The following is a 13,443-nucleotide window of genomic DNA, read 5'->3' as shown; positions in this document are numbered from 1 at the left end:
GGTATGGACGCTGACGCCATCGAGGAGGGCCGCCGTCGCTGGCAGGCCCGGTACGACAAAGCCCGCAAGCGCGAGGCCGATTTCACGACGCTCTCCGGCGATGCCGTCGATCCCGTCTACGGGCCCCGGCCCGGCGACTCGTACGAGGGATTCGAGCGCATCGGCTGGCCGGGGGAGTACCCCTACACCCGGGGCCTGCACGCCACCGGATACCGCGGGCGGACCTGGACGATCCGGCAGTTCGCCGGCTTCGGCAACGCCGAGCAGACCAACGAGCGCTACAAGATGATCCTGGCCGCCGGCGGTGGCGGGCTCTCCGTCGCCTTCGACATGCCGACCCTGATGGGACGCGACTCCGACGACCCCCGCGCCCTCGGCGAGGTCGGGCACTGCGGTGTGGCCATCGACTCCGCCGCCGACATGGAGATCCTGTTCAAGGACATCCCGCTCGGCGACGTCACCACCTCGATGACCATCAGCGGCCCCGCCGTCCCCGCCTTCTGCATGTACCTGGTCGCCGCCGAGCGCCAAGGCGTCGATCCGGCCGTGCTCAACGGCACGCTCCAGACCGACATCTTCAAGGAGTACATCGCCCAGAAGGAGTGGCTCTTCGAACCCGAGCCGCACCTGCGCCTCATCGGCGACCTCATGGAGTACTGCGCGAACGGCATCCCGGCCTACAAGCCGCTGTCCGTCTCCGGCTACCACATCCGCGAGGCCGGAGCCACGGCCGCGCAGGAACTCGCCTACACCCTCGCCGACGGCTTCGGCTACGTGGAGCTGGGCCTCTCCCGCGGCCTGGACGTGGACCACTTCGCGTCCGGCCTCTCCTTCTTCTTCGACGCGCACCTCGACTTCTTCGAGGAGATCGCCAAGTTCCGCGCCGCCCGCAGGATCTGGGCCCGCTGGATGAAGGAGGTCTACGGCGCACAGTCCGACAAGACGATGTGGCTGCGCTTCCACACCCAGACCGCCGGCGTCTCCCTCACCGCCCAGCAGCCGTACAACAACGTCGTGCGGACCGCCGTGGAAGCCCTCGCGGCCGTCCTCGGCGGCACCAACTCGCTGCACACCAACGCCCTCGACGAGACCCTCGCCCTGCCGAGCGAGCAGGCCGCCGAGATCGCCCTGCGCACGCAGCAGGTGCTGATGGAGGAGACCGGCGTGGCCAACGTGGCCGACCCGCTGGGCGGTTCCTGGTACGTCGAGCAGCTCACCGACCGCATCGAGGCCGAAGCCGAGAAGATCTTCGATCAGATCAAGGAGCGCGGACTGCGCGCCCATCCGGACGGCCGGCACCCCATCGGGCCGATCACCTCGGGCATCCTGCGCGGCATCGAGGACGGCTGGTTCACCGGGGAGATCGCCGAATCGGCCTTCACCTACCAACGGTCCCTGGAGAAGGGCGACAAGCGGGTCGTCGGCGTCAACGTCCACCACGGATCGGTCACCGGCGACCTGGAGATCCTCCGGGTCAGCCACGAGGTGGAGCGCGTACAGGTCGAGGAACTGGCCGCGCGCAAGGGCCGTCGGGACGACGCCAAGGTCAAGGCCTCGCTGGACACCATGCTGGCCGCCGCCCGGGACGGCTCGAACATGATCCCGGCGATGCTGGACGCGGTGCGGGCCGAGGCCACCATGGGCGAGATCTGCAACGTCCTGCGGGACGAGTGGGGCACGTACACCGAGCCGCCCGGCTTCTGATCCCCACACCGCGTGGGGTCGACTCGTTCACGACAGCCGGTCGTGGTGCCCCCTGCGGGAGGCGCCGCGGCCGGCTTTCGCGTGGGCCGCGGCCCGGGCCGTGGTCGGGGCCCGGGTTCGGGACCGGCTCAGGGGGCCTGCGGCTCAGGCCGGTGTCGCGCCCAGGAGGCCGTGCATCAGCAGGGCCGTGAAGGTGGCCACCCAGAGTTCGTCCACCGGCTCGGAGCTGACCAGGGCCCGGTGCACCACCGTGCCCGCGATCACGTCGAAGATCAGGTCCGTGGTGTGGTTCGCCAGGGACTCGTCCTCCTCGTAGGGGAGTTCGCCCCGCGCCTGCGCGCGCTCGCGACCCAGTACGACGAGACGTTTCTGCCGATCCACGATCGCCGACCGGATCCGGTCCCGCAGGGCCTCGTCCCGGGTGGACTCGGCGACCACCGCCATCAGGGCCGTACGGGCCTCCGGCCGCCGCAGCAACTCCGCGAAGCGCAGCACCACGTACTCGATGTCGGCTTCCAACGAGCCCCGGTCGGGCAGTTCGAGCGCGTCGAAGAGCTCCGCGACCGCGTCGACCACCAGCTCGTTCTTGTTCGCCCACCGCCGGTACAGGGTGGTCTTCGCGACACCGGCGCGGGCGGAGACGTCGCCCATCGTCAGCTTCGACCAGCCCAGCTCGACCAGCGCGTCCCGCGTCGCGGCGAGGATCGCCTCGTCCGCCGCCGCGCTGCGGGGGCGGCCGGTGCGGCCTTGCGGGGAGCTGGTGCCGGGGCTGGGGTTGCGCATGGCGGTGACCATACCCGCCAGTAGGTGACCCGTCGGTGGCCCGATCGCTGTGGTTCAGATCACGGGGCGCCGGAGGCCGGGGGGAGTTACGCTACGGCTCGTAGCGTAAGAGCGACAACCACGCGAAGCTACGGGCGTCGGGTGGGGACCCGGTGCCGACCTCAGGGAAGCGAAGCCGTACCGAAGCGGTACGACGCAACACGGGGCGCTGCTCCACCGCGTCAGCGGTGGAGCAGCAACACAGGCAGCACAGGCAACATCAACAACACGGGTAACACCGATCGGGCCCGCGCGGGAATTCCTCACGCGATCTTGTCCGATCTTTTTCGTCGGCGCGCGCACACGGGGGAGGATGTACGCATGCAGCCCAGAAACATGTCCATGAGCGGCGTCGTCGACCTCGCCGCGGTGAAGGCCGCCGGCGAGGCCAAGGCGAAGGCCGAGCAGGCGCGCGCCGAGGCGAACCGCCAGGGCGGCGCCGACGCCGACGCCGCGCCCACCGGCGCCGTACCGCCGTCCGCGCTCGTCATCGACGTAGACGAGGCCGGTTTCGACCGCGATGTCATCCAGCTCTCCGACCAGGTTCCCGTCGTCCTCGACTTCTGGGCCGAGTGGTGTGAGCCGTGCAAGCAGCTCAGCCCCCTCCTGGAGCGGCTGACCGTCGAGGCGAACGGTCGCCTCGTCCTGGCCAAGGTGGACGTCGACGCCAACCAGCTGCTCATGCAGCAGTTCGGCATCCAGGGCATCCCGGCCGTCTTCGCCGTGGTCGCCGGCCAGGTGCTGCCCCTGTTCCAGGGCGCGGCCCCCGAGCAGCAGATCCGCGAGACCCTGGCCCAGCTGGTCCAGGTCGCGGAGGAGCGCTTCGGTCTCATCGGCGTCCAGGTCGACCCGAGCGCCGAACGGGCCCCGGTCGAGACCGCCGAGCCCGTCGGCCCGTACGACGCCCTGCTGGAGGCGGCCGTCGTCGCGCTCGACGCGGGCGACCTGGCCGGCGCGGTGCAGGCGTACAAGAACGTACTGGCCGACGCCCCGGCCAACATCGAGGCCAAGCTGGGCCTGGCCCAGGCGGAACTCCTCGTCCGGGTCCAGGACATGAACCCGCAGGCGGTGCGCACCGCGGCCGCCGAGAACCCCAAGGACCCGGCGGCGCAGATCGCCGCGGCCGACCTGGACCTGGTCGGCGGTCACGTGGAGGACGCCTTCGGGCGCCTTGTGGACACCGTGCGGGTGACGTTCGGTGACGACCGGGACACGGTACGGCTGAGGCTCCTGGAGCTGTTCGAAGTCATCGGGGCGGACGACCCCCGGGTGTCGGCGGCCCGTACCGCCCTCGCGCGGGTGCTCTTCTAGGCCCGGTCCCGAAACGGTCCGTGGCCGGTCCGGGGGCGTCCCCGGAGTTCGACGGGCCGCCGGCGATTTGTTGACACATGGAGTAACAGCGGCCGCGCTTTACCAAAACTTGGTAATCGCGGCCGCTGTTACTCGCAGTAAGTCGAACCCCGTGATCTGTCCGGTTGGTTCGCTCGTTCCCTGTTTGTCGTGGCCCTGGGTGACACCCTGTGTTGCCCCCCGACGACAGTGGGCCTCACTCCGGTTATCCAGCCGTTACCCGCCAGTAACGAACCCCCTTGTGCCCCGGCCGCGAATGGACCACGATCGGCCACGCTCGGTCCTTCCCGCAGAGCCGCTCATCCGGAGCCGCGGTGGAGGGTCCCCACCGAGTCGGCCTGTGGCAGTGGCACCGGCCGTGGGACAGGGGGGTACCTGCCGCACCGGCAGGGCCTGTCCCCCCAGGTTGCGCGAACGCGTGGCCCAGTGGTTGTCGCTCGGGGGTGAACGCCTGTGTACGGACGCGGCCTCGCCGCGGCTCGGCCGCTCGCGCTTCTTCCCGAGGACGTAGCACTTCTCCCATCCCAGGACGGGCACTGCCCGGACCGGAGATGTACGTCCGAGAAGGAGGAACGAAAATGAGTTCTCAGGTTCGTGGTGGGACCAGATGGAAGCGCTTCGCTCTCGTCATGGTGCCGAGCATCGCGGCCACGGCCGCGGTCGGTGTGGGTCTGGCGCAGGGTGCCCTCGCGGCGTCCTTCAGCGTCTCGGGCCAGGACTTCAAGGTCTCGGCCGACGAGCTCGTCGGTGAGAACCTGATCCAGTACGGCAGCGTCGCCGAGGGTGCCACCCTGGGCAACAAGGACAAGAAGTCGTACCACCCGGTCACGGTGTCGGGCTTCAGCTCCGCCAAGATCACCAACATGTGCCAGTCCCTGGTGACGCCGACTCCGCTCGGCAACATCACGCTCCAGCTGCGCACGGGCAACAAGGGCGAAGCCGCCGTTGCGAAGAACATCTACCTCGACGTCGCCGAGCTCGACGCGGACGCCGAGTTCACCGACCTCGACATCGGTGTCGCAGTGGGCGACGGCTCGCACACCACCAAGCCGAAGGCCGGCACGGTCTCCGACGGCGCGCTGTTCTCCCAGCGGGCCAAGGTGGCCAAGCTGACCAAGGTGCGCCAGAAGGCGTGGGCGACGACGGCGGGTACCTTCACGCTGCCCGACCTCAAGCTGCGCCTGCTCGGTGGGGACGAGCCCTGCTACAAGGACTCCGACGTCAAGTAGTCGGTTCCGGTGCGTGACCGGGAGGGCCGGCTATGTCGTCGCCGACCCTCCCGGGCCCACACAGTTTTCCGTACCACCGTTTCCAGGGAGCTGTTGTCCATGAACGCCGAGGCCCCGGTTCGCTCCGCAGACGAACATTGGCTCACCGTGGTGCGTCACCGCTTCCGCGACTGGAGGGGGCAACGCCCCTTCTGGGCCGGGCTCTTCATCCTCTTCGGGGGCTTCCCGATCGCGTACTTCCCTTACGCGGACCTTCGGCTGGGCAACGTCACCCTCGCCATGGCGACGACGGCGGGCGCGGGTTCGCTGATCATCGGCCTCCTCTTGATGACCCTGGGTGTCGCCCTCTGGTTCCAGCAGAGCATGCGGGTCTTCGCAGGAGTCGCGTCGATCCTGCTGGCCCTGGTGTCCCTGCCGGTCTCCAACCTCGGAGGCTTCTTCATCGGGTTCCTCTTCTCCCTGCTGGGCGGTGCGCTCGCGCTCTCCTGGGCGCCCGGCAAGCCGGCAGATCCGGAGGAAGTGGACGCCACGGACAAGGGCGCGGCCCTCGCGGACGGCCCGTACCTGGCCGTCCCCGGTCCCCGCGACACGGAAACGGCTTACGCGACCGAGACGACTGCCCACGCCGATGGCGGGAGGAACAGTGCGGGGTGACGAGACGCGGCGGGGTGTGACCCCGGACGCGGAGTCCCGTGAAAGGAAGGGCCCGCGACACGCGGCGCCCAGGAAGTCGCTGCTGACCAAGTTCCAGATACCCGTCGGCAAGACGATGGCACTGGCGGCCATGCCGACCGCCGTGTTCGTCGGGATGGGCATGGCCCCCAAGCTGGCCCTGGCCGACGACAAGGACATCCCCTTCGCGCCCGGTCCGTGCGTGACACGGTCCGACGAGCCCGCGGAGTCGGCCTCGCCGTCCGCGTCCAGGTCGCCTTCGCCGAGCGCGAGCACGTCGCCGAGCGCGACCCCCTCGCCCGGTGCGAGCGCGGTGGCACCCAAGCCCGGTACGAAGCCGTCCGCTTCCAAGCCCACCACGCCCGAGAAGGCGAAGCAGAGCACTCCGGCGGCCACCCCGTCCGCGAGCGCCTCCCCGTCGCCGTCCGCCTCGGCGGCCAAGCCCACGAACCCCCTCGACCCGCTGGGTGTCGGTGACAAGGTCAAGGACTTCTTCGACGAGCTCGGCAAGCCCCTCAAGGGTGCGCAGAAGCCGGCCACCCCGGCGCCCACCACGTCCACCGCGCCCAAGCCCGACCCGTCGGCGGACGCGATCCGCGAGGCGGCGAAGCAGGCGGGCGCCAAGGTCGAGGAACTGCCCCAGGACGTCAAGGACACCGCCAAGTCCCCCAAGGACGAGACGGGCAAGGCCACCGACAAGGACAAGTCCGACAAGGGCAAGTCCGACGAGAAGAAGGACGATGACGAGGACAAGACCTCGCCGTCCCCCTCTCCCTCGACCTCGGCGACCAAGGACGCGGACGGGAAGGAACCCTTCCCCTGTCCGACCCTCGACGCCAAGGCGCTGGCCGACGCCAAGCTGGAGCCGGGCATCCCGCTCCTGCCCGACGAGCCCTGGTACCTCGACAGCTCCCGACTGACCCTCTACGGCCTGGACTACGCGGGCATCGTCGAGGTGAAGACGGCGGGCGGCAAGGTCAAGAAGGTCCTGAAGTTCACGGCGGACTCCCTGGACATCAAGGACCTGTACCAGACCGTCGGCAAGGAGGGGAACGTCGCCCACCTGAAGTCGCGTCCGGGCTCCACGTCCACCATCCGCGGCGGCACGGTGACGATGTACACCGAGAGCCTCAAGGGCAACCTCTTCGGTCTGATCCCGATCGAGTTCACCCCGAACAGCCCGCCGCCCCTGAACGTCCCCTTCGCGTTCTTCACGAACGTCAAGGTCGTCCAGGCCGGCCAGTTCGGCGGCAACCTCACGGTCCCGGGCCTCAAGAACTACATCGGCCCGCCGGAGTAGAACCCCCGCGCACCCCGCACGCACGACCGAGGCCCGCTCCCGGAAAGGGAGCGGGCCTCGGTCGTGTGCCACCCGCCGCGCCGCCCCGAACGCACCGAGGGCGGCACCCCGGATCATCCGGGGTGCCGCCCTCGGTCTCTGTGCGGCAGAGTCGCGCGACGGGTCGCGCCCAGGGTCAGGCGCGGGAGTCGTCGCCGCCCAGGTGGTGGACGCGGACCATGTTGGTCGTGCCCGGGACACCGGGAGGGGAGCCGGCCGTGATGATCATCGAGTCGCCCGGGTGGTAGCGGTTGAGCTTCAGCAGCTCCGCGTCCACCAGGTCGACCATCGCGTCGGTGTTGTCCACGTGCGGGACCACGTACGACTCGACGCCCCAGCTCAGCGTGAGCTGGTTGCGGGTGCCGGTGTCGGTGGTGAAGGCCAGGATCGGCTGGCACGCGCGGTAGCGCGACAGGCGGCGGGCCGTGTCGCCGGACTGGGTGAAGGCGACGAGGGCCTTCGCGTCGAGGAAGTCGGCGATCTCGCAGGCCGCGCGGGCGACGGCGCCGCCCTGGGTGCGCGGCTTCTTGCCCGGGACCAGCGGCTGGAGGCCCTTGGAGAGGAGCTCCTCCTCGGCCGCCGTGACGATCTTCGACATCGTCTTGACGGTCTCGATCGGGTAAGCGCCGACCGAGGACTCGGCGGACAGCATGACCGCGTCCGCACCGTCGAGGATGGCGTTGGCGACGTCGGAGGCCTCGGCGCGCGTCGGGCGCGAGTTGGTGATCATCGACTCCATCATCTGGGTCGCGACGATCACCGGCTTGGCGTTGCGGCGGCACATCTCGATGAGCCGCTTCTGGACCATCGGGACCTTTTCGAGCGGATACTCGACGGCCAGGTCACCGCGGGCCACCATGACGGCGTCGAAGGCGTCCACCACGGCCGCCATGTTCTCGACGGCCTGGGGCTTCTCCACCTTGGCGATGACGGGGACCCGGCGGCCGACCTCGTCCATGACCTTGTGGACGTCCTTGACGTCGTTGGCGTCGCGGACGAAGGACAGGGCGACCATGTCGCAGCCCATCCGCAACGCGAAGCGCAGGTCGTCGACGTCCTTCTCCGACAGGGCGGGGACGTTGACGGCGGCACCCGGCAGGTTGATGCCCTTGTGGTCCGAGATGACACCGCCCTCGATGACGATGGTCTTGACCTTGGGGCCCTCGACCGCGGTCACGCGGAGCTCGACGTTGCCGTCGTTGATCAGGATCGGGTCGCCCTGGGAGACGTCGCCGGGCAGGCCCTTGTAGGTGGTTCCGCAGATGGACTTGTCGCCCGGGACGTCCTCGGTGGTGATGGTGAACTCGTCACCGCGCACCAGCTCGACGGGACCCTCGGCGAAGGTCTCCAGGCGGATCTTCGGACCCTGGAGGTCGGCGAGGACGCCGACGGCACGCCCGGTGTCCTCGGAGACCTTCCGGACGCGGTCGTACCGCTCCTGGTGTTCCGCCTGGGATCCGTGGCTGAAGTTGAATCGGGCCACGTTCATGCCTGCCTCGATGAGCGCTTTCAGCTGCTCATACGAGTCGACGGCGGGGCCCAGGGTGCAGACGATTTTGGAACGGCGCATGAAGCGGATCCTATCCGGTTTGTTTCGCAGCGGAATATTCCGTCTGGTGGAAAGTCCAAGTGACTACTGAGTAACCAGCGCGTACGTCTGGGCGGCGATCTCCAGTTCCTCGTCCGTCGGGACCACGGCCACGGCCACCCGGGCGTACTCCGTCGAGATCAGGCGCGGCTCCGAGGAGCGTGCGGCGTTGGCCTCCAGGTCCAGCGCGAGGCCCAGCTCGGCCAGCCCGTCGACCGCGGCCTCCCGGACCTGGTGGGCGTTCTCGCCCACGCCCGCCGTGAACGCCACCGCGTCCACCCGGCCGAGCACGGCCGAGTAGGCGCCGATGTACTTCTTCAGACGGTGGACGTAGGCGGCGAAGGCGGTCGCCGCCGCCTCGTCGCCCTCGCCCGCGCGCCGCAGCACCTCGCGCATGTCGTTGTCGCCGCACATGCCCAGCAGACCGCTCTTCTTGTTCAGGAGCGAATCGATCTCATCCACCGAGAGGCCGCCTACCCGCGCCAGGTGGAAGATCACGGCCGGATCCAGGTCACCCGAGCGGGTTCCCATGACCAGTCCCTCCAGCGGGGTCAGCCCCATGGAGGTCTCCACGCACACCCCGCCGCGCACGGCCGAGGCCGAGGCGCCGTTGCCCAGGTGCAGCACGATCACGTTCACGTCCTCCACCGGCCGGCCGAGGAGCTCGGCCGTGGCCCGCGAGACGTAGGCGTGGGAGGTGCCGTGGAAGCCGTACCGCCGGATGGAGTACTTGTCCGCCGTCTCGGCGTCGATCGCGTACCGGGCCACGTGCTCCGGCATCGTCGAGTGGAAGGCGGTGTCGAAGACGGCCACCTGCGGGAGGTCGGCGCGCAGCGAGCGGGCCACCTCGATGCCGGTCACGTTCGCCGGGTTGTGCAGCGGGGCGAGCGGGATCAGGCTGCGGATCTCCGCCAGCACCTCGTCGTCGATCACCGTGGGCCGGGTGAACCTGGTCCCGCCGTGCACGACCCGGTGGCCCACGGCCGCGAGTTCGGGGGAGTCCAGCCCCAGGCCGTCGGCGGCCAGCTCCTCGGCCACCGCCCGCAGCGCTGCCTCGTGGTCGGCGATCGCGCCGACCCGCTCGCGCTTGCCGCCGGCGGCGCCGGGTCCGGTCAGGGGTTCGTGGACCAGGCGCGAGGTCTCCTCCCCGATCCGCTCCACCAGCCCGACGGCGAGGCGGCGGGAGTCCGTCATGTCGAGGAGCTGGTACTTCACCGACGAGGAGCCGGAGTTGAGGACGAGTACGCGCGATGCGGTCACGGGTGCGGTGCCTTCTCGTGTGTGGGGGTGACGCGTGGGGTGGGGGGCGTGCGGGTCAGCCGGCCGGCTGCTGCGTCTGGGCCTGGATCGCGGTGATCGCCACGGTGGTGACGATGTCCTGGACCAGGGCGCCGCGCGAGAGGTCGTTGACCGGCTTGCGCAGGCCCTGGAGGACCGGGCCGACCGCGACGGCGCCCGCCGAGCGCTGCACCGCCTTGTACGTGTTGTTGCCCGTGTTGAGGTCGGGGAAGATCAGCACGGTCGCCCGGCCGGCCACCTCCGACTCGGGCAGCTTGGTCGCGGCGACGGAGGGTTCCACGGCGGCGTCGTACTGGATCGGACCCTCGATCAGCAGGTCGGGGTGCAGCTCGCGGACGATCTCGGTGGCCTTGCGCACCTTGTCGACGTCCGCGCCGGAGCCGGACGTGCCGGTGGAGTACGAGAGCATCGCGATCCGCGGCTCGACGCCGAAGGCGGCGGCGGTGGCGGCCGACTGGACGGCGATGTCCGCGAGCTGCTCGGCGCCGGGGTCCGGGTTGACCGCGCAGTCGCCGTAGACGAGGACCTTGTCGGCCAGGCACATGAAGAAGACCGAGGAGACGATGGAGGCGTCGGGCTTGGTCTTGATGATCTCGAAGGCCGGGCGGATGGTCGCGGCGGTGGAGTGCACCGAGCCGGAGACCATGCCGTCGGCCAGGCCCTCCTGGACCATCAGGGTGCCGAAGTAGTTGACGTCGGTGACCACGTCGTGGGCCAGTTCGACGGTCATGCCCTTGTGGGCGCGGACCTGCGCGTAGTACTCGGCGAATCGTTCCCGCAGGGGAGAGGTCGCCGGGTCGATCAGTTGGGCCGCCGAGATGTCGATGCCCAGGTCGGCGGCCTTCTTCAGGATCGCGGGCTCCTCGCCGAGCAGGGTCAGGTCACAGACCCCGCGCCGCAGCACCACGTCCGCGGCGCGCAGCACGCGCTCCTCGGTGCCCTCGGGCAGCACCACGCGGCGGCGTTCGGAGCGGGCCCGCTCCAACAGCTCGTGCTCGAACATCATCGGGGTGACGCGCTCGGAGCGCGCCACCGACAGCAGGTCGCGCAGCTCGGCGGTGTCCACGTGACGCTCGAACAGGCCGAGCGCGGTCTCCAGCTTGCGCGGGGTCGCCGAGTTCAACCGGCTCTGGAGCGAGAAGAGTTCGGCGGCCGTGGGGAAACTGTTGCCGGCGACCGAGACCACCGGGGTGCCCGGCGCGAGCTTCGAGGCCAGCGTCAGCACGGCCGGCGTCGGCCGCTCGTTGAGCGTCAGCAGCACGCCGGCGATCGGCGGGGTGCCGGAGGTGTGCGCGGCCAGCGCGCCCACGACCAGGTCGGAGCGGTCCCCGGGGGTGACCACCAGGCATCCGGGGGTCAGCGCGTTGAGGAAGTTCGGCAGCATCGCGCCGCCGAAGACGAAGTCCACGGCGTCGCGCGCCAGCCCGGCCTCGTCGCCCAGCAGCACCTCGCCGCCGAGCGCGCGGGTGATCTGGGCGACGGTCGGCGCGGAGAGCGACTTGTCGTCCGGCAGCACGTAGCAGGGCACCGGCATCCGGGCGGCCAGGCGCTCGGCGATGTGGTCCCGGTCCTCGGCCGCCACCCGGTTGACGACCATCGCCACGACGTGGCAGCCCAGGCTCTCGTACGCCCGGTAGGCGTTGCGGGTCTCGGCGCGCACGGCCTCGGCGGGGTGCTTGGTGCCGCCCACGACGGGCACGACCACGGCCCCCAGCTCGTTGGCGAGGCGGGCGTTCAGTGCCAGCTCGTCCGGGAGGTTGGTGTCGGCGTAGTCGGTGCCGAGGACGAGCATGACCTCGTAGTCGCGGGCCACCCGGTGGTAGCGGTCGACGAGCCGGGAGATCAGTTCGTCGGTACCCTTCTCGGCCTGGATGGCCCAGGCCTCGTGGTACTCCATGCCGTAGGCCGTCGACGCGTCCTGGTCGATCCGGTAGCGGGCCTTCAGCAGGTCGAAGAGCCGGTCCGGAGCGTCGTGCAGCAGCGGACGGTAGACACCGACCCGGGCTGTCTGGCGGGTCAGCAGCTCCATGATTCCCAGCTCGACGACCTGTCGGCCGTCCCCCCGCTCGATACCGGTCACGTACACGCTGCGCGTCACGCGTGCTCTCCGTCCATGTGTCGCCGCGGCGCGGTTCCTGGGCGCCGCGCGCGGATCTCCGAGTCGGTCGACCCGGTTGATAGGGGCTTGACCTCTTGACAATACCTCTGCGGGCAGATAGGCCGCCCGCCGGGAAAAGGGCCTGTCCAGGGGGGCCGAAAGACCCTTCGGGGGTAGTGGCGTGCAGAGCGACCCACCCCCGGCCCATGGAACAATCGGACAGGCTTCATCAATACGCCCTTCATATGTACGGTCGCCCGCCCGCACGCGGACGGCCAGGTACGACCAGGAGCAGGAGACACAGCACGATGCGTATCGGAGTTCTCACCGCAGGCGGCGACTGCCCGGGCCTCAACGCTGTCATCCGGTCGGTCGTACACCGCGCCGCCGTCGGCCACGGAGACGAGATCATCGGCTTCGAGGACGGTTTCAAGGGCCTCCTCGACGGCAACTTCCGCCCGCTCGACATCAATGCCGTCAGCGGCATTCTCGCGCGCGGCGGCACGATTCTCGGCTCAGCCCGCATGGAGCGGGCCCGCCTGCACGAAGCGGCCGAGAACGCCCGCGAATTGGCGACCCGCTACGGCATCGACGCCCTCATCCCGATCGGCGGGGAGGGCACGCTCACCGCCGCCCGGATGCTGTCGGAGGCCGGGATGCCGGTCGTCGGCGTGCCGAAGACCATCGACAACGACATCTCCTCCACGGACCGCACCTTCGGCTTCGACACCGCCGTCATGGTCGCGACCGAGGCCATCGACCGCCTCAAGACCACCGCCGAGTCCCACCAGCGCGTGATGGTCGTCGAGGTCATGGGGCGGCACGCCGGCTGGATCGCCCTGGAGTCCGGCATGGCCGGCGGCGCCCACGGCATCTGCCTGCCGGAGCGCCCCTTCGAGGTGGACGCGCTGGTGAAGATGGTGGAGGAGCGGTTCGCCCGCGGCAAGAAGTTCGCCGTCATCTGCGTCGCCGAGGGCGCGCACCCGGCCGAGGGCTCCATGCCGTACGAGAAGGGCGCCATCGACGCGTACGGTCACGAGCGCTTCGCCGGCATCGGCAACCGCCTCGCGGTCGAGCTGGAGCGGCGCCTGGGCAAGGAGGCCCGCCCGGTCATCCTCGGCCACGTCCAGCGCGGCGGCACCCCGACCGCGTACGACCGCGTGCTCGCCACCCGCTTCGGCTGGCACGCCGTCGAGGCCGTCCACCGGGGCGAGTACGGCAACATGACCGCGCTGCGCGGCACCGACATCGTGATGGCCCCGCTGGCGCACGCCGTCACCGAGCTGAAGACGGTCCCGGAGGACCGCATGTACGAGGCCGAATCCGTCTTCTGACCGGTGCC

The 13,443-nt window shown here is 70.1% G+C and carries 10 protein-coding genes; 6 read left to right on the top strand and 4 right to left on the bottom strand.

Annotated elements, in window-relative coordinates; translation table 11 throughout:
• Positions 1 to 3 precede the first annotated feature (3 nt).
• Positions 4 to 1,704, top strand: coding sequence for an acyl-CoA mutase large subunit family protein (locus tag OG906_RS11790; RefSeq protein ID WP_329442353.1), 1,701 nt, complete (start codon positions 4 to 6; stop codon positions 1,702 to 1,704).
• Positions 1,705 to 1,848: 144 nt separating this feature from the next.
• Here the strand turns inward: OG906_RS11790 and OG906_RS11785 are convergent, their stop codons facing one another.
• Positions 1,849 to 2,487: a TetR/AcrR family transcriptional regulator gene (locus tag OG906_RS11785; protein ID WP_329442351.1), complete on the bottom strand. Its 639-nt coding sequence runs from the start codon at positions 2,485 to 2,487 to the stop codon at positions 1,849 to 1,851.
• Between the two features lie 360 nt (positions 2,488 to 2,847).
• On the opposite strand from OG906_RS11785, the gene OG906_RS11780 reads away from it, so the two are divergent.
• From OG906_RS11780 to OG906_RS11765, 4 genes are all read left to right on the top strand, one after another.
• Entirely contained in the window at positions 2,848 to 3,837 is a 990-nt protein-coding gene (locus OG906_RS11780) for a tetratricopeptide repeat protein (protein WP_329442349.1), read from the top strand.
• Positions 3,838 to 4,454: 617 nt separating this feature from the next.
• Positions 4,455 to 5,105 (top strand): DUF6230 family protein, encoded by a 651-nt coding sequence (locus tag OG906_RS11775; RefSeq protein ID WP_267797977.1) that lies wholly within the window; start codon positions 4,455 to 4,457, stop codon positions 5,103 to 5,105.
• Positions 5,106 to 5,204: 99 nt separating this feature from the next.
• Complete coding sequence (locus OG906_RS11770) at positions 5,205 to 5,759, top strand: DUF6114 domain-containing protein (RefSeq protein WP_267797976.1); 555 nt, start codon at positions 5,205 to 5,207, stop codon at positions 5,757 to 5,759.
• A complete protein-coding gene (locus tag OG906_RS11765; protein WP_329442346.1) occupies positions 5,749 to 7,077 on the top strand; it encodes a hypothetical protein in 1,329 nt (442 codons plus the stop codon). Before OG906_RS11770 ends, OG906_RS11765 begins: the two co-directional genes overlap by 11 nt.
• A gap of 175 nt (positions 7,078 to 7,252) precedes the next feature.
• On the opposite strand, the gene pyk is transcribed toward OG906_RS11765, so the two are convergent.
• The 3 genes from pyk to pta all read right to left on the bottom strand — a co-directional run bounded on the left by pyk (position 7,253) and on the right by pta (position 12,101).
• Entirely contained in the window at positions 7,253 to 8,686 is a 1,434-nt protein-coding gene (pyk, locus tag OG906_RS11760; RefSeq protein ID WP_053677515.1) for a pyruvate kinase, read from the bottom strand.
• Between the two features lie 63 nt (positions 8,687 to 8,749).
• Complete coding sequence (locus OG906_RS11755; protein ID WP_329442344.1) at positions 8,750 to 9,964, bottom strand: acetate kinase; 1,215 nt, start codon at positions 9,962 to 9,964, stop codon at positions 8,750 to 8,752.
• Positions 9,965 to 10,019: 55 nt separating this feature from the next.
• Positions 10,020 to 12,101 (bottom strand): phosphate acetyltransferase, encoded by a 2,082-nt coding sequence (gene pta / locus OG906_RS11750; protein ID WP_329442342.1) that lies wholly within the window; start codon positions 12,099 to 12,101, stop codon positions 10,020 to 10,022.
• Between the two features lie 308 nt (positions 12,102 to 12,409).
• Between pta and OG906_RS11745 the strand changes: the two genes are divergently transcribed.
• Positions 12,410 to 13,435: an ATP-dependent 6-phosphofructokinase gene (locus tag OG906_RS11745; protein ID WP_053677521.1), complete on the top strand. Its 1,026-nt coding sequence runs from the start codon at positions 12,410 to 12,412 to the stop codon at positions 13,433 to 13,435.
• Positions 13,436 to 13,443 lie beyond the last annotated feature (8 nt).

The sequence above is a fragment of the Streptomyces sp. NBC_01426 genome, assembly GCF_036231985.1.
Classification (GTDB): domain Bacteria; phylum Actinomycetota; class Actinomycetes; order Streptomycetales; family Streptomycetaceae; genus Streptomyces.
The sequence above is the reverse complement of the archived record's forward strand: the minus strand, read 5'-3'. Positions and strand labels throughout refer to the sequence as shown.